Annotated in this window: 18 protein-coding genes and 1 tRNA gene; 8 read left to right on the top strand and 11 right to left on the bottom strand. The window is 63.3% G+C overall.

The window, feature by feature from the left end; translation table 11 throughout:
• The first annotated feature begins 71 nt into the window (after nucleotides 1-71).
• Together AC2FLM_RS14225 and AC2FLM_RS14230 are read left to right on the top strand one after the other, a co-directional pair.
• Nucleotides 72-359: an HU family DNA-binding protein gene (locus AC2FLM_RS14225; protein ID WP_234144607.1), complete on the top strand. Its 288-nt coding sequence runs from the start codon at nucleotides 72-74 to the stop codon at nucleotides 357-359.
• Between the two features lie 182 nt (nucleotides 360-541).
• A complete protein-coding gene (locus AC2FLM_RS14230; protein WP_234221839.1) occupies nucleotides 542-1,420 on the top strand; it encodes a DMT family transporter in 879 nt (292 codons plus the stop codon).
• On the opposite strand, the gene AC2FLM_RS14235 is transcribed toward AC2FLM_RS14230, so the two are convergent.
• Entirely contained in the window at nucleotides 1,417-1,938 is a 522-nt protein-coding gene (locus AC2FLM_RS14235) for a glutathione peroxidase (RefSeq protein ID WP_275671673.1), read from the bottom strand. The two genes, AC2FLM_RS14230 and AC2FLM_RS14235, sit on opposite strands and share 4 nt — an antisense overlap.
• 141 nt (nucleotides 1,939-2,079) lie before the next feature.
• On the opposite strand from AC2FLM_RS14235, the gene msrB reads away from it, so the two are divergent.
• Both msrB and msrA read left to right on the top strand, forming a co-directional pair.
• A complete protein-coding gene (gene msrB / locus AC2FLM_RS14240) occupies nucleotides 2,080-2,529 on the top strand; it encodes a peptide-methionine (R)-S-oxide reductase MsrB (RefSeq protein WP_234139948.1) in 450 nt (149 codons plus the stop codon).
• Nucleotides 2,526-3,038 (top strand): peptide-methionine (S)-S-oxide reductase MsrA, encoded by a 513-nt coding sequence (msrA, locus tag AC2FLM_RS14245; protein ID WP_496858768.1) that lies wholly within the window; start codon nucleotides 2,526-2,528, stop codon nucleotides 3,036-3,038. The genes msrB and msrA overlap by 4 nt, the downstream gene beginning before the upstream one ends.
• Nucleotides 3,039-3,077: 39 nt before the next feature.
• Here the strand turns inward: msrA and AC2FLM_RS14250 are convergent, their stop codons facing one another.
• The 3 genes from AC2FLM_RS14250 to fzlA all read right to left on the bottom strand — a co-directional run bounded on the left by AC2FLM_RS14250 (nucleotide 3,078) and on the right by fzlA (nucleotide 6,924).
• Nucleotides 3,078-5,081 carry a hydantoinase/oxoprolinase N-terminal domain-containing protein gene (locus AC2FLM_RS14250; RefSeq protein WP_496858770.1) on the bottom strand — a complete coding sequence of 668 codons (2,004 nt, stop codon included), beginning with the start codon at nucleotides 5,079-5,081 and terminating at the stop codon, nucleotides 3,078-3,080.
• A 73-nt stretch (nucleotides 5,082-5,154) separates the two neighbouring features.
• Nucleotides 5,155-6,186 carry a tRNA epoxyqueuosine(34) reductase QueG gene (gene queG, locus AC2FLM_RS14255; RefSeq protein ID WP_496858772.1) on the bottom strand — a complete coding sequence of 344 codons (1,032 nt, stop codon included), beginning with the start codon at nucleotides 6,184-6,186 and terminating at the stop codon, nucleotides 5,155-5,157.
• A gap of 72 nt (nucleotides 6,187-6,258) precedes the next feature.
• Nucleotides 6,259-6,924 carry an FtsZ-binding protein FzlA gene (fzlA, locus tag AC2FLM_RS14260; RefSeq protein WP_234221833.1) on the bottom strand — a complete coding sequence of 222 codons (666 nt, stop codon included), beginning with the start codon at nucleotides 6,922-6,924 and terminating at the stop codon, nucleotides 6,259-6,261.
• Between the two features lie 183 nt (nucleotides 6,925-7,107).
• On the opposite strand from fzlA, the gene AC2FLM_RS14265 reads away from it, so the two are divergent.
• Nucleotides 7,108-7,593: a GNAT family N-acetyltransferase gene (locus tag AC2FLM_RS14265; protein WP_234221831.1), complete on the top strand. Its 486-nt coding sequence runs from the start codon at nucleotides 7,108-7,110 to the stop codon at nucleotides 7,591-7,593.
• A 12-nt stretch (nucleotides 7,594-7,605) separates the two neighbouring features.
• Here AC2FLM_RS14265 and mtgA read toward each other — a convergent pair whose 3' ends face one another.
• From mtgA to AC2FLM_RS14290, 5 genes are all read right to left on the bottom strand, one after another.
• Nucleotides 7,606-8,268 carry a monofunctional biosynthetic peptidoglycan transglycosylase gene (mtgA, locus tag AC2FLM_RS14270; RefSeq protein WP_496858774.1) on the bottom strand — a complete coding sequence of 221 codons (663 nt, stop codon included), beginning with the start codon at nucleotides 8,266-8,268 and terminating at the stop codon, nucleotides 7,606-7,608.
• 119 nt (nucleotides 8,269-8,387) lie between these two features.
• Entirely contained in the window at nucleotides 8,388-9,458 is a 1,071-nt protein-coding gene (locus tag AC2FLM_RS14275) for a Hint domain-containing protein (RefSeq protein ID WP_496858776.1), read from the bottom strand.
• Nucleotides 9,459-9,551: 93 nt separating this feature from the next.
• Nucleotides 9,552-14,084: a glutamate synthase large subunit gene (gene gltB, locus AC2FLM_RS14280; protein WP_496858778.1), complete on the bottom strand. Its 4,533-nt coding sequence runs from the start codon at nucleotides 14,082-14,084 to the stop codon at nucleotides 9,552-9,554.
• Complete coding sequence (locus tag AC2FLM_RS14285) at nucleotides 14,081-14,518, bottom strand: GFA family protein (RefSeq protein ID WP_234139957.1); 438 nt, start codon at nucleotides 14,516-14,518, stop codon at nucleotides 14,081-14,083. Before AC2FLM_RS14285 ends, gltB begins: the two co-directional genes overlap by 4 nt.
• A gap of 54 nt (nucleotides 14,519-14,572) precedes the next feature.
• Entirely contained in the window at nucleotides 14,573-16,006 is a 1,434-nt protein-coding gene (locus tag AC2FLM_RS14290) for an NAD(P)-dependent oxidoreductase (RefSeq protein ID WP_496858780.1), read from the bottom strand.
• Between the two features lie 231 nt (nucleotides 16,007-16,237).
• On the opposite strand from AC2FLM_RS14290, the gene AC2FLM_RS14295 reads away from it, so the two are divergent.
• The gene (locus AC2FLM_RS14295; RefSeq protein ID WP_234139959.1) at nucleotides 16,238-17,041 is read left to right on the top strand and encodes an undecaprenyl-diphosphate phosphatase; all 804 of its coding nucleotides are present in this window, start codon (nucleotides 16,238-16,240) and stop codon (nucleotides 17,039-17,041) included.
• On the opposite strand, the gene AC2FLM_RS14300 is transcribed toward AC2FLM_RS14295, so the two are convergent.
• Entirely contained in the window at nucleotides 17,042-18,025 is a 984-nt protein-coding gene (locus AC2FLM_RS14300; protein WP_496858783.1) for a complex I NDUFA9 subunit family protein, read from the bottom strand.
• A gap of 203 nt (nucleotides 18,026-18,228) precedes the next feature.
• Here AC2FLM_RS14300 and AC2FLM_RS14305 point away from each other — a divergent pair.
• Together AC2FLM_RS14305 and AC2FLM_RS14310 are read left to right on the top strand one after the other, a co-directional pair.
• Nucleotides 18,229-18,315, top strand: a tRNA-Leu gene (locus AC2FLM_RS14305).
• A 200-nt stretch (nucleotides 18,316-18,515) separates the two neighbouring features.
• Entirely contained in the window at nucleotides 18,516-20,933 is a 2,418-nt protein-coding gene (locus AC2FLM_RS14310; protein ID WP_496858785.1) for a GcvT family protein, read from the top strand.
• On the opposite strand, the gene AC2FLM_RS14315 is transcribed toward AC2FLM_RS14310, so the two are convergent.
• On the bottom strand, nucleotides 20,930-21,823 hold the full coding sequence (locus tag AC2FLM_RS14315; RefSeq protein WP_496858787.1) for a LysR substrate-binding domain-containing protein: 894 nt from the start codon (nucleotides 21,821-21,823) through the stop codon (nucleotides 20,930-20,932). The two genes, AC2FLM_RS14310 and AC2FLM_RS14315, sit on opposite strands and share 4 nt — an antisense overlap.
• Nucleotides 21,824-21,960 lie beyond the last annotated feature (137 nt).

The raw sequence follows: 21,960 nt of genomic DNA on the forward strand, positions 1-21,960 counted from the left end.
TCGCTCACAAGATAAAGTTAGATTGCCGCAATGAGGCCCTATGGATCGGGCACGAAAAAGGAGACCAAGAAATGGCAAAGCCTATGACCAAAACTCAGCTCGTTGCCGCACTGGCCGAGGATATGGGCAGTGACAAGAAAACCGCCAGCGCCGCTCTGGACGCGGTCTGCGCGCTGATCACCCGCGAAGTGTCGGGCGGTGGTGCCGTGACCCTGCCGGGCGTCGGCAAGATCTATTGCCGCGAGCGCCCCGAGCGTCAGGTTCGCAACCCTGCCACCGGCGAGACCTTTACCAAGGAAGCCGACAAGGTGGTCAAGATGACCATCGCCAAGGCGCTGAAGGACAGCGTGAACGGCTGATCCCAACCGGATCTCATGCTTTTCGGGCCGCCCTTCGGGGCGGTCCTTGCGTTTGCGCCCCTTTTACCTCTTGCCCTGAGTAACGCGCGGTCTCGCCTTCCGTGGTGACAAGAGGGTGCCCCCTTGCACCGGACCGTGATTTCCGAAACTGTCGCCGCGTTGATCGAGAGGGAGAGAACACCGTGGATCTGCGCGCCATTGCCATGGGGCTGGCCTTTGCCTTCATGTGGTCCTCGGCCTTCACCTCGGCACGGATCATCGTGGCAGATGCCTCGCCGCTGTTTTCTCTCGCCTGCCGCTTCCTGATTTCTGGCCTTCTGGGCGTGGCCATCGCCCGCGCCATGGGGCAAAGCTGGAACCTGACCCGTGGCCAGTGGAAGGCGACCATCGTCTTTGGCATCTGCCAGAACGCGCTCTATCTGGGCCTCAACTTCTATGCGATGCAAACGGTCGAGGCCTCGGTCGCCGCGATCATCGCTTCGACCATGCCTCTCCTCGTGGCGCTGGCCAGCTGGCTGCTGTTCGGCGAGCGGCTTCCGGCGCTGGGAATCGTCGGACTGATGGCGGGCTTTGTCGGTGTTGCCCTGATCATGGGCGCGCGCATCGGCGCGGGTGTCGATCTGTTCGGAGTGCTGCTCTGCGGTCTGGGCGCGCTGGCGCTGGCCACCGCCACGCTCGCCCTGCGCGGGGCGACCTCGGGCGGGAATTTCATGATGGTGGTGGGCTTGCAGATGCTGGTGGGCTCCGCTGTCCTGTTTCTCGCCACCCCGATCTTTGAGACCGTGCATGTCACGCCGACGCTGCCGCTGGCCCTGGCCTTTGCCTATACCACGCTGGTGCCCGGCCTAACCGCCACCTTTGTCTGGGTCCTGCTGCTCAACAGGATCGGTGCGATCCGGGCGGCCACCTTCCACTTTCTCAACCCGGTGTTTGGCGTGGCCATCGCCGCCGCCCTATTGGGCGAGCGGTTGGGCGCGCTCGACGCTATCGGCGTGGCGATCACTACCGCTGGTATCCTTGCAGTCCAGCTGTCGCGTCAGGCAAGCGCGCGCAAACCCTAGTTCAGCAATGCCTCGATCTCACGCTGCATCCGCGCGGAGTCGGGTTTGACAGCCGACCCGAAGGTCGCCGCAACAGATCCGTCCGGCGCCACCAGGACCTTGTTGAAGTTCCAGGCCGGTTCGAACCCGGTTTCGGCCTTGACCGCTTTGTAGAACGGATGCGCCTGTGTCCCCTTCACATGCAGTATGTCGGTCATCGGCAGCGTCAGATCATAGTTTAGAGCGCAGAACTCCTTGACCTCGGCCGCAGTTGCCAATTCCTGATTAAAGTCATCCGACGGAATGGCGAGAACAACCAGCCCGGCATCCTGATAGGTTTCCCAAAGGTTTTGCAAACCGGCATATTGGCCAGTGAACCCGCATTGCGACGCGGTGTTGACGACCAGCACCGGTCGTCCGCGCCAATCCTCCATCGACAACGAACCACCGTCGATCGAAGGGAACACGCCGGATACAGGTCCTGCCTGCACCGAACGGCCGACAAGCAGTAGAAAGATCAGAAAAACGATGCGGTACATCTTGGCTCTCCTTTCCCTCAGGTTACGTACGGCAAGGTGATACGGATCAATGCACGTCTTCGCGAGGGCTGCGAAACAACCCTTTGCTTTCGGCAATCCGATCTCAAATACTGCGCATGAATACCCCTGAACGGAGGCTCCATGACCCGTTACACGAAATCTCCCGAGGCCATCGCCGCGCTAAGCCCCGAAGAATACCATGTCACCCAGCAAAGCGGCACGGAACGTCCCGGTACTGGCAAGCTGCTGCACAACAAGGAACCGGGCATCTATGTCGACATCGTATCGGGCGAACCGCTTTTTGCGTCGTCGGACAAATACGAATCGGGCTGCGGCTGGCCCAGCTTCACCAAGCCGATCGAAACCGCCCATGTGCTGGAATTCGAGGATCGTACCCATGGCATGATCCGCACCGAGGTCCGCTCGAAACATGGGGACAGCCATTTGGGCCATGTCTTTCCCGACGGTCCGCGCGATCGCGGCGGACTGCGCTATTGCATCAACTCGGCCTCGCTCCGTTTTGTCCATCGTGATGACATGGCGGCAGAGGGGTACGCTGACTATCTCGATCAGGTGGAGGATATCGCATGAGCCTTGAACGCGCCGTTCTGGCAGGAGGATGTTTCTGGGGCATGCAGGATCTGATCCGCAAGATGCCCGGGGTGGACCGCACCCGCGTCGGCTATACCGGCGGTGACGTGCCCAACGCCACCTATCGCAATCACGGCACCCACGCCGAGGGAATCGAGATCTGGTTCGACCCGGCGCGCATCTCGTACCGACAATTGCTGGAATTCTTTTTCCAGATCCATGACCCGACCACGGTGAACCGGCAAGGCAACGATCTGGGCACCAGCTATCGCTCGGCCATCTATTATGTGGACGAGGCGCAAAAGGCGGTCGCGCTCGACACCATCGCCGATGTCGATGCCTCGGGCCTGTGGCCCGGCAAGGTGGTGACCGAGGTCGAGCCGGTGGGTGACTTCTGGGTGGCCGAAGAGAACCACCAGGACTATCTGGAAAAGCATCCCAACGGCTATACCTGCCACTTCCCCCGCGCCGACTGGGTGTTGCCGAAACGCGCGGATGCCGCGGAATAGAGCCTGATTTTGTCCGGGCGCGCCTGTTGCGCGCCCGGTTCACTCTGCCGCGATACGGGGGCGGCCGCTGGCCTCGACAGTCACCTCGGCCTCGATAAACACCTCGCGCCCTTCGACCGGTACCTGGCGGATGTCGCGGTTGACCAGAATACGGATATCCTCGGCCCCGGCCGCACGCGCGGCCTGCTCTGCTTCTCCCCGCAAAACAGTCTCTAACAAGGTCATGGCCTGCTCGGGATCGCCGAAATCCTGCGGCCCGTCGACCAGATGCACGCGGTAACGCCCCTCGGCGGGGGCTGTCACGCTGCCTGCACGGCGCAAGGTCACCCGGCCCACCACCGCCCCGATGGCGTTGGCCACACCGCCATGTTCCGGCAGGATCGTGTCGCAGCGCAGGCGCGCGCCCACCGCCGGATAGTAGCTGGCCGCCGACGCCCCCAACCCCACAACAGGCAGGTTCAGCGCCACATCCAGCGCCAGCAGACCGCGATGCCCCGACAGACCCATGCGGGTCAGAACATGGCGGGCAAGCTGCTCTGGCGGCAGGTCGAAATCAGCGTCCTCTTCGGCAAATGCAGTCTCTAACAAGGTCTGTGCAGTCTGCTCCGTCAACTGGTCGATGATCATCATTGCCAGTGTTTCGGCATCCTTTGCCAGACGCTCGCCATTGCCGGTTCGCTTACGCGCAAAAAGCTCCATCCCCTTTTGGGCCGCTTCCGCATCCCACGCGTCAAGGCGCCCCAGCACATGGCTGGCATCCGACGGGGTCAGGCCCGAGACCTGCACGATACCCCGGTCCACCAGCCGGGTCAGCGCGCCCTGCTCCATCCGCGTCCTGAGCAGATCGGACAGGGGCAAAACCCGAGTGCCCAACCGGTCGAGCAGCACCGTCTCGCGCGGGCCGATGCCCTCTGCCGGCACCCCCAGAACCCGCCGGGCAAACCGGGCGTCATATTCCCCGGTACTGGCCGAGCGCAGCTGCGCGTCCAGCGCCGCATGCACAACCTCGCCCGCCTCTGCCGCGATCAGCGACAAGGGCAGGACCCGGCGCGGGCCAAGATGGACCCCGCCTTGCAACCCTTCGGTGATCACATGCACCTGGCTGTCCCCACCCAGCCCATATGTCCGCATCGCCACTGCCTCGACCATGGTGCGGAACCCGCCGACCTGGGCACCAGCCGGGTCGATCTTGGGCCTTCCATCGCGGATCAGGGCCACATCGGTAGTGGTGCCGCCAATGTCCGAGACCAGCGCATTCTCGACCCCGGTCAGCCAGCGCGCGCCCACGATCGAGGCCGCCGGACCGCTGAGGATGGTTTCGATCGGCCGCTCACGCGCCTGCTCGGCGCTCATCAGCGCGCCATCGCCGCGCACCACCATCATCGGGGCGTCGATGCCGATCTCGACCAGCGTATCCTGCGCGCGGCCGATCAGACGGTCGATCATGCCGATCAGGCGGGCGTTGAGCACCGCCGTGACCGCCCGTTTCGGCCCGTTCAACTTGGCGGACAATTGGTGCGAACAGGTCACCGGCGCCCCGGTCGCCTCGGTGATCGCGCGGGCAACCGTCAGTTCGTGTTCGGGGTTGCGGGTGGCAAAAAGGCCCGCCACCGCAAAACCCGATATTCCCTTGTTAGAGACAAGAAACGACTGCAATGCGCCCAGATCGAGCGGCGCCGCCTCGGCACCGGTATGACTGTGTCCGCCCGAGATCACCAGCGCCGGGTCGCCCTTGAGCGCCTCCCGCAGCCCGTGCTTGTCCAGATCGCTCTCGCCGAACCCGATATAGACCAGCGCCACGCGCCCGCCCTGCCCCTCGACTAGCGCGTTGGTGGCCAGCGTCGTCGACAGCGAGGCAAGCCCGATATCGCCGGGCGCCACGCCCGCCTGATCCAGCACCGCGCGAATGGCGTTGCCGACCCCGATCGCCAGGTCCGACCGCGTGGTCAGCGCCTTGGCGGTCGCGATCACGTCGCGTTCGTCGCGGATCAGCACCGCGTCGGTATAGGTTCCGCCCGTATCCACACCCAAGGACAGCGTCATCGGGTCCCCTCCATCCTGTTCGCTTGTGCCTCAATACCGCTTTGCAGCGACATGTCCCGCCTGTTTGCGGCGCTCAGGCCAGCCGCGCCGCCGCCCAGCGCGCCGCGTCCGCCACCGCCGGGTCGGGATCACTGGTCAAACGCTGCGCAACCGGGCGCAAAGCCGGCAGACCGGAATTGCCGATGGCATAGAGCACGTTGCGCACGAAGCGGTCGCGTCCGATCCGCTTGATGGGCGAGCCAGAAAACATCGCCCGGAACCCGGTATCGTCCAGCCGCGCCAGATCGGCCAGGGCGGGCGCCTCCAGTTCGGGGCGCCCGGCATAGCGCAGGTCGCTGGCGGCCACGGCGAACTTGTTCCATGGGCAGGCCGCCAGACAGTCGTCACAGCCATAGATGCGATTGCCCAACTTGCTGCGCAACTCCTCGTCCACCGGTCCCTTGTGCTCGATGGTCAGATAGGAAATGCAGCGCCGGGCATCCAGCCGGTAGGGCGCCGGAAACGCATCGGTGGGGCAAGCTGTCAGGCAGGCGGTGCAGGTGCCGCAATTGTCGCGCCCGGCCTCATCCACCGGCAGATCAAGCGTGGTGAAAACAGAGCCTAAAAAGGCCCAATTACCCCAGTCCCGACTGACCAGGTTGGTATGCTTGCCCTGCCAGCCCAGCCCCGCCGCCTGCCCCAGCGCCTTTTCCGGCACCGGGGCGGTGTCGACGAACACCTTGACCTCGCCGCCGCCCGCCTCGATCAGCCAGCGTGCGAGCCGCTTCAACCTCTTCTTGACCAGATCGTGGTAGTCCTTGCCCCGCGCATAGACCGAGATCGCGGCACGGTCAGGCTGGCCTATCACCTCCATCGGATCAGTTTCAGGGGTATAGCTTTCGGCGAGCATGATGACCGAACGCGCCTCGGGCCAGAGTGCCGCCGGATCGCCGCGCCATTCCATCCGCTCGGCCATCCAGCCCATCTGCCCATGATATCCGGCCTCGACAAAGGCGCGCAGCCGCTCGGGCACGTCCGGCACATCCGAGGGGCGGCAGATGCGGCAGGCCACGAACCCTTCTTCCAGGGCGCGCGCGACCAACCTGTCTTTCAACTCCCCGCTCATGCTTCTTTCTGGTCCAAAATACTCCGGGGGAGTCGCGCCTTGGCGCGACGGGGGCAGCGCCCCCAAACCGGGTCAGAAATCGAGATCCGCATAATGCGGCGGTGGACGGAAACCGGGGATCTGGTCCGCCAGGATCGACCGGAACGAAGGCCGCGACTTTATCTTGGCGTACCAGTCCTTGACCACCTGGCTGCGGTTCCAGTCCACATCCGAGATGTAATCGAGCGAGGACAGATGCGCGGCAGCGGCAAAATCGGCCAGCGTCATCTGATCACCTGCCAGCCAGCGGCGATGATCCAGCAGCCAGGCCATGTAGTCGAGATGATACTTGATCGCCTTGGCCCCGGCCTTGACATTGCGGCTGTCGGGATAGCCCTGCCCGGTCACCTTCTTGTTGACCCTTTCATAGAGAAGGTTCGCGGTCACCTCGTTATGAAACTTGTCGTCGAACCAGCTGACCAAGCGGCGCACCTCGTACCGTCCGTCAACATCCTTGGGCATCAGCGGCGGTTCGGGGCGGGTTTCTTCGATATACTCGCAGATGGCCGCGCTTTCGGCCAACATCTTGCCGTCGAGCTTGATCACCGGCACCTTGCCTGCCGGGTTGCGGCGCAGAAAATCCGGGTCACCTTCCCAATAGCGTTCCTCGACCAGTTCAACCTCGATCTTCTTTTCGGCCAGCAACAGACGGACCTTGCGGCAGAACGGGGACAGGGGGACGTGAAACAGGCGCGCCATGGGGATCCGGATCAAATGAGGTCTTGCCCGTCAGCAATAGCCCCGGCAGCGGTGCAAGTGCAAGTTCCCCCGGACGAAACAGGCCCTGAAGAGCGGCAGGGCGACACGCAATCGTGACGCTGCGCGGATTGACGCCGACCACTACGCGGGGGCAGATACCGAACCGCTGAACGAGCCCGACCGATGACCGCAACGATCCCTGAGACATTCACCTTTTCACGGCTGTCACAGGTCGACCCCGACCTGATCACCGCCCATATGCGCGATCCGCGTCTGGCTGTTCACATGCCGCTGATGCCTGCCAGCTGGAGCGATGCGCAGACCGCCGGGTTCATCCAGGCAAAGGAGGCCTGCTGGGACCGGGACGGACTAGGCCATTGGGCGTTCTTGCATCAGGGCCGATATGTGGGCTGGGGCGGCTTTCAGCGCGAAGAAGGGGAATGGGATTTCGGCCTGGTCCTCTGTCCCGAGCATTTCGGGCTGGGCCTGCCCATTGCACGCAAGGCACTGGACTTTGCCCATACCGATCCGCGTATTCCCTTCGTTACCTTTCTGCTACCGCCCTCGCGCCGCCATCTGGGCGCACTGCGCCGCCTCGGTGCGCGCCCGATGGGTGAAGTCGATCATGCCGGGCACCGGTTTCTGAAATTCCGCCTCGACACCGCGTGACGCAAACGCGCCCTATTCGAAACAGTCCGCTCGTCCGTCGGCCGCGATGGTTGCCGCGCCATCCATGATCGCCGCCGCGCGCTTGCGCAGCCTGGGTGATGGATCCGACGCGGAACGCTCGCGCGGGTTGGGCAGAACGGCGGCAATCCGCGCCGCCTGCTGCGCCGACAGTTTGTCAGGGGTTACGCCGAAATAGCCCTCGGCCGCCGCCGCCACGCCGAACACGCCCTCGTCCATCTCGGCCACGTTCAGATAAACCTCGACGATGCGGCGCTTGGACCAGGTCAATTCCACCAGCGGCGTGATCGCGGTTTCCAGCGCCTTGCGGATCCAGCTGCGTCCCTGCCACAGAAACACGTTCTTCACCACCTGTTGCGACAGGGTCGAAGCGCCACGACCCGACCCTTCGCCAATCGCCGCACGGATCGCATTGACGTCGAATCCCCAATGCAGACAAAAGTTGGCGTCCTCTGCCGCCACAACCGACCGCGCCATCACCGGCTCAATCCGCTCCAGCGGCACCCATTCGCGTTCCACCTTGCCCAGGCGGCGATACTCGGACCAGATCGTGTGGGTGATCGGCGGATTGATCACCGAAAAGAGCAGCACCAACGCCATCAGCAGCGCAAACCCGGCCAGAAACACGCGGCCAACCCAGCGCAGCGCCCATCTCATGGGCTTTCTCTCGCTCTTGGCCTTACGGGCCTTTTTGTTTCTGGAATTCGCAGTCCGCTTGGCCATGAACGCCTTTTAGCGCAGTTCCGTGTCGATCTGAACGCACAAAGCCATCATGCTCATGCCGCCGACAAGAAATGTGCCTCCGAGGACTTGGCCACCCGTCTGGCGGTCTGCCACCCATGCCCTTCGGGGACCGAAAGATCAGGGAACAGGGACGCTTCGGTGGTTTCACCGGCTGAGCCCATCAAGTCTTCGAAAGCGCCCGGGAAGTAGCTCTCTGTCGGTATGCCCTCGGAGAACACGATTTCATGTCGGGCCAGCAGCAGGTGATAATATGTGACCTTGTGGCGAGGGACGATGCGGATCGTGCTGTCATTGACCAGCAGACGCGCCGGGACGAACACCTCGCTGTCGCCGCAGGCCAGTTCTGCCCGCCAGCCGGTGATCAGCATCCTGTGTTGCTGACTGACATAGAGATCACGGTAATTGCCCAGCACACCGGCCTTGAACAGAACAGGTGCCAGGGCCCCGTCACCGCGAACGGTTGCCTTTGCCAATTGCAGCAGCGGTTGAAAGCCGCTGTCCACCGTTCTCACCAGATCGCCGGGGCGCAGGGTCTCAACCGGAATCGGGCCACTTTCGATCTCGATCAGCGTCCCGGCCGCAAAACACGCAAACCCAGGAAACCAGTTGGGCGAGGTTGTATCCAGCGTGCCGATGGTCAGTTGCGTATTGCCGTTCTGAAGATCCGGCAGATCATCGAAATCGGCATTCATGTCCATGGCCACGGTCATGAAATTGCCGTCGCCCAAATCGATCCGGATGAACGAGGCCCGCTGACCGGGATCGCCGCGAACGTCTCCGACCCCAAGATATTGATAGGTCAACAGTGTCGTTCCGCCGTCGAAAGACACGTATTCCCCCGATAGCGGATCATTCAACAGCGTATCGACGTCGACAAAGGTCAAAACGCTTGTCGAGTTGTTCACGATGTTGATTGTACCGTCGTCAATGAACGGATCACCGTTCACGTTCTGCGCGATCAACTTGATATTCGCCATTTTCACCCTGCCCGGTTTTCCGGGTCTGTTCACCACACGCCAAGGCGCGGGTCTGCCTCGCAGATCAGAATAAGGTGAAAATAAGGCGGAAATGTGTCCTGGTGCCCAAAGTGTTAACGCCGGCATCCGGCGCCGACGAAAACGACCGGGCTGCGCACACAGCCCGGTCGAAGGTCTTTGGTGCAGCAGGCCGTCTGTCGGACGCCCGTGCCATGCTGTTTATTCGGCCGGCATTGCCAATGACTCGTGGCTGAGCGGATGAGGCAGCTTGTTCAGCATCTCCTTGGGGCAAACCTGAAGGAAATTGCCCTTCTCGCTATCCCAATGTTGCAGAATATGAGCCGCCTTCGCGCTGCGGGTTTCTTCTGCGTGACGCTCGATCAGCGCTTTCAGTTGCGCCTCCCAATGGGCCACTGTCACCGGGCATGTCACCAGCGTTTCCATATTCATCAGAAGCTGGGCCTTGCCGTCGGGGTCATAGAGATAGGCCATGCCCCCGGTCATCCCGGCGCCAAAGTTAGCACCGATGCCGCCCAGGATCACCGCGACACCGCCGGTCATGTATTCACAGCCATTGGTTCCACATCCCTCGATCACCACCTTGGCGCCCGAGTTGCGCACGGCAAACCGTTCGCCCGCACGACCCGCCGCAAAGAGATACCCATCGGTCGCGCCGTACAGCACGGTGTTGCCGATGATGGTGTTCTCGTCTGCCTTGAGCGGGCTGATCTGCGGCTGGCGCACAACGATAGTGCCGCCCGACAGGCCCTTGCCGACATAGTCGTTCGCATCGCCAGAAACCTCGATCTTGAGGCCCGGCGCGGCGAAGGCACCCAGCGACTGGCCCGCCGAGCCGCGCAGTTTGACATGCAGGTGGTCGGGTTGCAGATCGTTGCGCATGCCGAACCGCTTGACGATATGGCTCGACACGCGGGTGCCGACTGTCCGGTGCGTGTTCTGCACCGAATAGCTCAGCTGCATCTTCTCGCCATCCTCCAGGAACCGCGCGGCATCGCGCACGATCTCGGCATCCAGCGTGTCGGGCACCACATTGCGCGGCTTTGCCCGGTCATAGACGATGTTCTGTGCGCCATCGACGGTGATCAGCAGCGGATTCAGGTCCAGATCGTCCAGATGTGCCGAACCGCGCGAGACCTGCGCCAGCAGGTCGGCCCGCCCGATCACCTCGTCAAGGCTCCGCGCCCCGATCGAAGCGAGGATTTCGCGCACTTCCTGGGCATAGAAGGTGATCAGGTTCACCACCTTGTCGGCATTGCCGGTGAACTTGGCACGCAAGGATTCGTCCTGGGTGCAGACGCCCACCGGGCAGGTGTTCGACTGGCACTGACGCACCATGATACAGCCCATCGCGATCAGCGCAGCAGTGCCGATACCGTATTCCTCGGCCCCCATCATCGCGGCCATGACAATATCGCGCCCGGTGCGCAGACCGCCATCGGTACGCAACGTGATCCGGTCGCGCAGGTTGTTCATCGACAGAACCTGATGCGCCTCGGTCAGGCCCATCTCCCATGGCAGGCCCGCGAACTTGATCGAGGTGGCCGGCGATGCGCCGGTGCCGCCATTGCCGCCCGAGATCAGGATGATGTCGGCCTTGGCCTTGGCCACGCCCGCGGCGATGGTGCCAACCCCGGACGAGGCCACCAGCTTGACCGTCACCTTGGCGCGCGGGTTGATCTGTTTCAGGTCATAGATCAGCTGCGCCAGATCCTCGATGGAATAGATATCGTGATGCGGTGGCGGCGAAATCAGCGTCACGCCCTTGGTCGAGTGGCGCAGTCGCGCGATCAGGTCGGTGACCTTCATGCCAGGCAGCTGACCACCCTCGCCGGGCTTGGCGCCCTGGGCGACCTTGATCTCCAACTCTTCGCAATGGTTGAGATACTCGGCGGTCACGCCAAAGCGGCCCGAGGCCACCTGCTTGATCTTGGCGGACGGGTTGTCACCGTTGGACTCGGGCACGAAATGCGCCGGGTCCTCGCCACCCTCGCCGCTGTCCGATTTGGCACCGATCCGGTTCATCGCCACGTTCAGCGTCTTGTGCGCCTCAGGGCTGAGCGCGCCCAGCGACATGCCCGGCGTCACGAACCGCTTGCGGATCGAGGTGATGCTTTCGACCTCTTCGATCGGCACCGGCTTGCCCAGCGGCTTGATGTCCAACAGGTCACGCAGGTGGATCGGCGGATTGCTCTGCATCTTGGCCGAATACTGTTTCCACAGCTCGTAAGAGGCGCGGTTGCAGGCCATCTGCATCATGTGCATCGAGGTTGCTTCCCAGGCATGGGTCTCGCCCGATTTGCGCGCCTTGTAGAACCCGCCGATGGGCAACACGTCCAAGCCGCTGTCCCAGCCTCGGGCATGGATTTCTTCGGCCTTGGTCTGGATGCCCTTGATACCGATGCCCGAGATACGGCTGGTCATGCCGGGGAAATACTCGGCCACCATGGCTCGGCTCAGGCCGACGGCCTCGAAGTTCAGACCACCGCGATAGGACGACACGACCGAGATCCCCATCTTGGCCATGATCTTGAGCAGACCCTGGTCGATGGCCTCGCGATAGCGGGCCATGTTTTCGGTCAGACTGCCATCCAGCAAACCGCGATTGATGCGGTCGGCAATCGAATCCTCGGCCAGATAGGCGTTGACCACGGTCGCACCGCAACCGATCAGCACCGCAAAATAATGCGGGTCGATACATTCCGCCGAACGCACGTTGAGCGAGCAGAAGGTCCTGAGACCCTTGCGCGTCAGGTGGCTGTGCACCGCGCTGGTGGCCAGGATCATCGGCATCGCCACCTTGCCCGGTCCGGAATACTGGTCGGTCAGCAGCAGGTGCCCGGCGCCGGAACTGACGGCCTCTTCGGCCTCGGAGCGGATGCGCGCCAGCGCATCGCCCAGCCCGCCCGAGCCTTGGGCAAAGCTACAGTCGATCTCGACCAGCGGCGCGTTGAAGTTCTTTTTCAGCGTCTCCCACTGGGCGTTGCCGACAAAGGGGCTCTCGGCCACGATGATCTCGGTCTGGCTGCTATCCTCGTCCAGCACGTTCTTGAGGTTGCCAAACCGCGTCTTCAGGCTCATCACCCGGTATTCGCGCAGGCTGTCGATGGGCGGGTTGGTCACCTGGCTGAAGTTCTGCCGGAAGAAATGGCTGAGCGGACGATACTGTTTCGACAGCACCGCGGCGGGCGTGTCATCGCCCATCGAGGCGAGCGCCTCCTTGCCATCCTCGGCCATCGGCGCAAGGATCTGCTCCAGTTCCTCGATGGTGTAGCCGGCCGCGATCTGCCGCTTGCGCAGTTCGGCGCCGGTGAACAGCGGGGTTTCCTCGACATCGCCAAGCTGGTCTTCGAGATTGTTGATCTTGCCGACCCAATCACCAAACGGGCGCGAGCCCGCCAGTTTGTCCTTGAGTTCGCGGTCGTGGTAGAGCTTGCCCTTGGCCATGTCGACGGCGATCATCTGGCCCGGACCCAGCGCGCCCTTTTCGACCACGGTTGCCTCGTCGGTGGGCACCATGCCCGCCTCGGACCCTGCGATCAGCAGGCCATCACCGGTCACAACATAGCGCATCGGGCGCAGCCCGTTGCGGTCGAGACCGCCACAGACCCAACGCCCATCGGTCATCGCCAGCGCGGCAGGGCCGTCCCAGGGTTCGATTACCGAGTTGCAATAGGAATACATGTCGACCCAGGCCTGCGGCAGTTCGACCGCCTGCTTGGACCAACTCTCGGGCACCAGCATGGTCTTGGCCATGGGCGCGTTGCGCCCGGCGCGCACCAGCACCTCGAACACCGCGTCCAGCGCCGCCGAATCCGACGACCCGCCCGGAACGATGGGTTTGATATCCTCGGCCTTTTCCCCGAAATAGGACGAGGCCATGCGGATCTCGTGGCTCTTCATCCAGTTCAGGTTGCCCTTGAGCGTGTTGATCTCGCCGTTATGGGCCAGCATGCGGAACGGCTGTGCCAGCCACCACTGCGGGAAGGTGTTGGTGGAGTAGCGCTGGTGATAGATGGCAAAGGCGGATTCGAACCGCTCGTCCATCAGGTCGGGATAGAACACCGCCACCTGCTCGGCCAGCATCATGCCCTTGTAGATGATCGACCGGCAGCTGAGCGACGCCAGATAGAGCCCGGCAATACCCGCAGCCTGCGCCGCCTTCTCGATGCGGCGACGGATGACGTAAAGCTCGCGTTCAAAGGTCTCTTCGTCCACGCCCTTGGAGTTCGAGATCAGGATCTGCTCGATCTCGGGCCGGGTTGCGTTGGCCTTTTCGCCCAGGCAGGTCACATCTACGGGCACATGGCGCCAGCCATAGATGAAATAGCCCATCCGCAGGATTTCGGTCTCGACGATGGTCCGGCAGCGTTCCTGCGCGCCGAAATCGGTACGCGGCAGAAACACCTGGCCCACGGCCACCAGCTCGTTCATGCGCGGCTCGTGGCCAGTGCGCCGGATCTGGTCGTAAAAGAACGGAACCGGGATCTGCACATGAATGCCGGCGCCGTCGCCGGTCTTGCCATCGGCGTCAACCGCGCCACGGTGCCAGACCGCCTTGAGCGCGTCGATCCCGGCCTCGACCACCTTGCGGCTGCGCTTGCCATTCACCGAAACGACCAGACCCACCCCGCAGGAGGAATGCTCCTCTTCTTCGGAATAGAGACCGTTCTCGGCCATCCACTTGCGCTTGGCTTCTTCGGCCCGCACCCAATCTGCGTCATATTTGGTCATTGGCTGTCTCCTTGATCAGGAAGGGCATACATGGCTTCGACCTCGGCTTGGGTCATCTGCCGGCGCTCGCCCGCGAACGCATAGCCCTCGGGCTTCTTGTCGATGTAAAGTTCCAGTTTCAGGGCGTTGCCGCCCGCATTGTCGAAAAGGCCGGCCGCCATCTGCGTCTGGCCGTGCATCTCTCCGGCCAGCGTGATCCGGTACCACAGCGCCGATCCGCATCTGCCGCAGAACGCGCGCTCGGCCCAGTCGGACGAGCCGTAGACCTTGACCGGACCCAGCGCCGCATAACCCGGTTCGACCGGAAAGCTGACATAGGCGCTGCTGGTCCAACGGCGGCACATGTCACAGTGACAAGCGCCCAGCGCGTCGCGCGCGGGGGTGGCGGTGATGGTCACCGCGCCGCACATGCATTCTCCGTGAAGTTCCGTCATCGCGGGCCTCGCCAGGTGTCGTGAATGGGTCGCTTCGTTTGCTGCCGCGGCGGCTTACTCAGCCGCCATGGCGGTCTTGGCGCCAAAGCCCTCCAGGATCGCCGCAGCACAGTCGCGCCCGTCGCGGATCGCCCAGACCACCAGGCTGGCACCGCGCACGATGTCGCCCACCGCATAGACGCCCTCCATCTCGGTGGCGCCGGTGCGGAACGCGGCCTTGACGGTGCCCCAGCGGGTGACCGGCAGGTCGGGCTGACCGAACAGGCTGGGCAGGTCTTCAGGCTCGAAGCCCAGCGCCTTGATCACCAGATCGGCCTCTTCGACGTAATCGGCACCCTCGATCACCTCGGGCGATTGGCGGCCGCTGGCATCGGGCTGACCCAGACGCATCTTCTGCACCATGACGCCGGTGACCTTGTCATCACCGGTGAACCCCTTGGGCGCCGACAGCCATTCAAAGACCACGCCTTCCTCTTCGGCGTTCTGGGTCTCGCGCTGGCTGCCCGGCATGTTGGCCCGGTCCCGGCGATAGAGGCATTTGACGCTGACAGCACCCTGACGGATCGCGGTGCGGACACAGTCCATCGCGGTATCGCCACCGCCGATCACCACCACCCGCTTGCCATCGGCATTCAACCGGCCATTGTCGAAATCGGCCACCGCGTCGCCAAAGCTCTTGCGGTTCGAGGCCGCCAGATAGTCGATCGCCTTTTCGATGCCGCCCAGACCGCTGCCCGGCAGCGACAGGTCACGCGACTTGTAGACGCCGGTTGCGATGATCACTGCATCATGGGCGGCGCGGATCTCGGTGAACTTGGCCGCGTCCACATCGCAGTTCAGCTCGAACCGAACCCCGCCATCGGCCAGCAACCGGTTGCGGCGCTCGACGATGTCCTTTTCCAGTTTGAAGCCCGGGATGCCGTACATCAGCAGGCCCCCGGCCCGGTCGTACCGGTCATAAACCGTCACCTGCACACCGGCCTGACGCAGCATGTCAGCGGCGGCCAGACCACCGGGGCCCGCCCCGATGATGCCCACGCTTTCGCTGCGCTCGGCCACCGGCGAGGCGGGCTTGACCCAACCCATGTCCCAGGCGGTGTCGGTGATGTATTTCTCGACCGCACCGATGGTCACGGTGCCGTGGCCCGACTGCTCGATCACGCAATTGCCTTCGCACAGGCGGTCTTGCGGGCAGATGCGGCCACAGATCTCGGGAAAGGTATTGGTGGCCTGGCTGGTCTGGTACGCCTCTTCCAGACGCCCCATCGCCGTCAGACGCAACCAGTCGGGGATGTTGTTGTGCAACGGGCAATGCGATTGGCAATAGGGCACGCCGCACTGGCTGCACCGGCTGGCCTGTTCGGCGGCCTTGGCGGCGGCATACTCGGCATAGATCTCGTGAAAATCCTCCTTGCGTACAGTGGCTGCACGCTTTTCCGGCATGTCACGTTCGATCTGCACAAATTTGAGCATCGGTTGCTTGGCCACGGGTCGGACTCCACGTTTTCGCTATTCGGCGTTTTCGTATCCTAGCGTGGATCGAAATAAAAGTCACTTTTGCTGACCTATTTTTATTTTTTTTGCTTTCGATGGCGCTGCTGCGGTCAGAAAAGAGGATTTTTAGGTATCGACCCGGACCTAAATAGAAACTTTCCTTTTCCAAGACCACAGTTATACCCATTCTGGCCAACCGGATCTCACGGAAATCACCGAACACCCATGTCCCTGTTTCACTTGATTCTGGTCGCTCTCATCCAGGGCATAACCGAGTTCCTGCCGGTCTCCTCCTCGGGTCACCTGATTCTGCTGCCGCAACTCTCGGGGATGCAGGACCAGGGACAGACCATCGACGTCGCGGTTCACGTCGGCACGCTCTGTGCCGTGGTCCTTTATTTCTGGGCCGATGTGCGCGACGGCCTCTCGGGCCTGCCCCGCGCCCTGACGGGCAAGACCGACACACCGGGCGCCCGGCTGGCCATGGGGCTGATCGTGGCGACGATTCCCACCGTGATCGCGGGCGCGCTGCTGCACTTCACCGGGCTCAGCGATGCCTTGCGCTCGGTCGCCGTGATCGGCTGGACGATGCTGGGCTTCGGACTCGTGCTGTGGTGGGCGGATCGCACCGGCCCGCAACAGAAACACACGGCCGACTGGGGTATCCGCGACGCGCTGGTCATGGGTCTGTGGCAGGTTCTGGCGCTAATCCCCGGCACTTCACGCTCGGGCATTACCATCACCGGCGCCCGGCGACTGGGCTATGCGCGCGGCGACGCCGCCCGAATCTCGATGCTGATGTCGATCCCGACGATCATCGCCTCGGGTGTGCTCTTGGGGGCCGAAGTGGCGGTCACCGCCGATGCCCAGACGGCGCGCGACGGCGCCATCGCCGCCGTGTTCGCGTTTGTCTCAGCCCTTTTGGCGCTCAGCCTGATGATGCGCCTGCTGCGCACCGTCAGCTTTACACCCTACGTGATCTATCGTGTGGCGCTGGGGATCGTGTTGCTGGCGATCGCCTATACCTGATCAGGCACGCAGGTTCCGGGCCGAAGCCTGAATCTCGTCATACTGGCCATTGGGGCGGAATTTCCACAGATAGGTCGGCAGGATCGTATCCATCGGCTCGGGCATGATACCCAGGTCGGCAAAGCCTTTGGCATCCGCGCTGACCACATTGTCGCGTCGCAGGTTCTTCAGCTGGTCGCGGGTCAGGATACCGTTCGGGAACAGCTGGAAGCTGACGAACTTGGCCACATCCAGCATCCCGGCCATGATCCGTGCGGCAAAGAAGGGCAGGCCCAGAATGATCCGCTTGCGATGGATGACACCCAGCATCCGCTGCATCAACGCGCGGAAGGTTTCGACATCCGGCCCGCCCAGTTCGTAGACACCGCCGGGAGCCTGGCCCAGAACGCCCTTGACCGCGGCACGCGCCACATCGTCAACATAGACCGGCTGGAACCGGGTATCGGCACCGACCACGGGCAGGAAGGGCCCGAACCGGGTCATGCCGGCAAAGCGGTTGAAGAACTGGTCCTCGACCCCGAAGATCACCGAAGGCCGCAAGATCATCGCGTCAGGCATATGGCGCAGCACGCCCGCCTCGCCCAACGCCTTGGTACGGGAATAGTCGCTGTCGCTGTCCGCATCCGCGCCAATGGCCGAAACGTGCACCATGCGGGTGATGCCCTGTTCGGCGGCGATCCGCGCGATGCGCTCGGGGCCCTCGGCCTGAATCGCGTCAAACCCGTTCCGGCCCAGCTCGTTCAGGACGCCGACGCAGTTAACCACCGCATCGGCCCCGCGCATCGCCTGCGCAACCGAATTGTCGTCGCGCAGGTTGCACAGGACCGGTTCCACCTGGCCCACTGCGCCATAGGGTTTGACATGCATCGCCTCGTTCGGGCGCCGCACCGCCACGCGCACGCGCCAGCCCTCCTTTGCCATGCGCCGCGCGATATAGCGGCCCACGAATCCCGATCCGCCGTAAATCGTGACCAGTTTGGACATCAGAGTGGCTCCTGCTGACTTGGCTGTTGCTCCGATCTACCGTCCCAACGCGCGCCAAACAAGGCGCAATAGTGCCGCGTAACCCGAGTCCACCCCGGTTTCGGCATGGGGCTGCAGGGGGCGGTTCAAAAAACTTTTGCAAAACCGAAAAAATCCGGTTGACGCTCCTCGCGGCTAGGCTTAAACGCCCCCTCACGACACCTGCCCAGGTGGCGGAATTGGTAGACGCGCTGGCTTCAGGTGCCAGTGACCGCAAGGTCGTGGAGGTTCGAGTCCTCTCCTGGGCACCATATCTTCCCTGATAAAATCGTTTTGGTTCAACGTTCTGCAAAGGACCTATCGCCCTGCACCATAGCTGCGCCCGGTGCTTTGAGCGACCGCTGTCTGAGCAAGCAAAACGAAAACCGGCCCCTGCACATCAAAAATTTGGCGGGTGGTGCGCATCGCCTCCGGCTAGGGTTTCTGCACTGGCAGAACGGAGACCCGCCCCATGAAAACCCATGCCCAGGCTGTCGTGATCGGCGGCGGCCTTGTCGGTTGCTCGATCCTTTATCACCTGGCCAAGCTGGGATGGCGCGATGTCGTCTTGCTGGAGCGGGACGAGCTGACCAGCGGATCGACCTGGCATGCGGCGGCGAATATCCACGGGCTGCATGACAACAACAACATTACCCGTATCCAGCATTACACGATGAACCTGTACAAGGAGCTGGAGAAGGAGACCGGGCAGGGCTGCGGCGTGTTCCAGGCGGGCTCGCTCTATCTGGCGCAGACTGAGGCGCGGGAACATCAGCTTCGGCTGCAAGAGGCCAAGGCGCGGTATTACGGGCTGAACTTCTACGAGATCGACAAGGACCGCGCGAATGAACTGCACCCGCTGGCGCAGTTCGACGATATCCGCTGCATCATGTACGAGCCCGATGGCGGCAACGTGGACCCGTCGGGCGTGACCTATGCCTATGCCGCCGGAGCCCGCGCCATGGGCGCCACCATAGAGCGATTCTGTCCGGTGATCGGCACCGAGCCACAGCCCGATGGCAGCTGGATCGTGCGCACCGAAAAGGGCGATATTCACACCCAATGGGTGGTCAATGCGGCGGGCCTGTGGGGGCGCGAGGTGGCGGCGCTGGCGGGGATCACCCTGCCGCTGCAACCGACCGAGCATCAGTATTTCGTGACCGAGGCGATCCCCGAAGTGGCGGCGCTGGGCCGTCGCTTGCCCTCGATCGCGGACCGGGACGGCGAATACTACTTCCGGCAAGAAGGCAACGGGCTGCTGATCGGCGCCTATGAGAAGGACATGAAGTTCTGGGCCGAAAACGGCACGCCGCTGGATTTTGCCCATGACCTGTTCCCCGACGATCTGGACCGGATCATGGAAAACGTCATCCGCGCGACCGAGCGGGTTCCGGTGGCGGCAACGGCGGGGGTCAAACGGGTGATCAACGGGCCGATGATCTGGTCGCCGGATTCGAGCGCCCTGTGGGGACCGGTGCCGGAACTGCGCAACTATTTCGTCTGCGGCGGCATCATTCCGGGCTTTTCGCAATCGGGGGGTCTGGGCCTGTTGGCGGCGCAATGGATGATCGAGGGCGAGCCGCAATACGACATGTTCGCCTGGGATCTGGCGCGGTTCGGCGACTGGGCCGACAAGAAATTCACCAAGGCGCGGGTGCAGGACCAGTATACCCATCGCTTTGCCATCCATTTCCCCAACGAAGAACGCAGCGCCGGGCGCCCGGCGCGGGTGCGTCCGGCATACGAGATGCAAAAGGAGATGGGCGCGGTGTTCGGCATGAACTGTGGCTGGGAGCATCCGCTGTGGTTCGCCGACCGCCCCGGTGTAACCGAGACCATTGGTTTCACCCGGCAGAACTGGTGGGAACCGGTGGGCCACGAGGTGCGCATGCTGCGCGAACAGGTGGGCGTGATCGACATCTCGAACTTTGCCAATTACGAGATCAAGGGGCCGGGTGCGCGCGACTGGCTGGACCGGCTGGTGGCGAACCGGGTGCCCACTGTCGTGGGCAGATCCTGTCTGACACCGCTGATCGGCGTGCGGGGCGGGATCGCGGGCGATTTCACCATCACCATGACCGGCGAGGATGCCTATATGATGGTGGGCTCGGGGATGGCCGAACGCTATCACCAGCGGTTCTTCAACATGGTGGATTTGCCCGAGGGCACCACATGCGAGGTCGCGACCAACCGCATCGCGGGCTATAACGTGGCCGGACCCAAGGCGCGCGACATGTTGCAGCGCCTGACCAACGCCGATCTGTCGAACGAGGCTTTCCCCTTCATGCGCTCGGCCACGATCGAGGTGGCGGGCGTGACCTGTCTGGCGATCCGGGTCAGCTTCACCGGCGATCTGGGCTGGGAGCTGCATTGCGCCGAGGGGGATCAGGTGCGGCTCTACACCGCGCTGATTGCTGCGGCCCGCGAGATCGGCGGCGGGCCGGTGGGCAGCCGGGCGCTCGGGTCCTTGCGCATCGAGAAGGGCTATGGGTCCTGGGGCCGGGAATACAGCCCGGAATACTGGCCGCAGGAAGTGGGACTGGAGCGGCTGATCAAGGCGGACAAGGACTTCCTGAACAAGGCGGCCTGGCTGAAGACCAAGGACAACCCGGTTCGCGAGGTGCTGTCGGTCTTCGAGATCGAGGCCGCGCATGGGGCGGACGCCAGCGGTGGCGAGCCGATCTTTACCCCAGACGGAAGGCCGGTGGGGCGGGTGACCTCGGGCGCCTATGGCTACTCGGTGGGCAAGTCTCTGGCCATCGGCTATGCCAACCCGGCGGTGGCGAAACCGGGCGACGTGCTGGAAGTGTTCCTGTTGGGCAAGCCGCACAAGGCGGTGTTGCTGGCCGAACCGCCATTCGATCCGGCGGGCGCGAGGCTGAGGGGTTAGCCCCTCTCACCGACCTTGGCCGCCGCATCCAGCAACCAGGATCGGAACAGCCGTACCGACGGCGCGGGTGTGCGCGCCTTGAACCGGGCGCAATAGACCCAAGGGTTGGCGATTTCGGTCGCGAAGGGTTCAACCAGCACGCCCCGCTCCAGATAGGGGCGAACCAGAACGCGTGGCAGCACCGCGCAACCGGCCCCCTGTGCAGCCAGTTCCGCAGCCAGGGTCGAGACATCCGTTTTTGACCCGCCTGCCGTGTCAAAGCCCTGTAACCCGAAGTACTGCGCGACAAGGTCCCAATAGGCCGGGCGCCCCATCACTTCGATCCGCCGAGCGTTGACCAACTGTGCAGGGTCCTGCAACGGCACGGAATCGACCGTGAAGCCCGGCGCGCATACCAGCGCCAGCGCCTCGGACCAAAGCTGTACCGCGCCGTCGGGGATATCGTCCACATGATGAATGGTGATCGAGATATCCGAAACCTCGGCCTCGACATCCGCCCAGACGGTGCCATGAACGGTGACCTGAACCTCGGGATACTGCGTCTGAAACGCACCTAACACTCCGGCAAGCCAAAGGCTTGCAAGGCTGGTGGGGCAGGATACCACAACCTCGCGCCGGTGCCGCTGTGACAGCAGCGCCTCGGTGGCGATGTCGATCTCTTGCAGGGCGCGACGCACCGAGGGCAGATAGGCCTCTCCCAACTCGGTCAGCGCAAGCGTCCGGGGCAAACGTACAAAGAGTGGTCGGCCAAGGAATTCCTCAAGCGAGCGGACATGATTGCTGACCGCCGACTGGGTGCAATTCAGCTCTTCCGAGGCGGCGGTAAAACTCAGATATCGCGCGGCGGCCTCGAACGAGCGCAGATAGGTCAGATGCGGCAAGTGTCTCATGGCGCCGATCTAACGCCAGAGAGGGGGCCGCGAGCAAGCGGGACCTGACGCGTCGCGGGTCGCAATCAGACAGCGCACGTCAAAATCTGGGGGCAAGCCGTCGATCTTTTCGCGAGTAGCAGCCTGGGGCGCGGGTT

The sequence above is a fragment of the Ruegeria sp. SAZD011 genome (assembly GCF_059612545.1).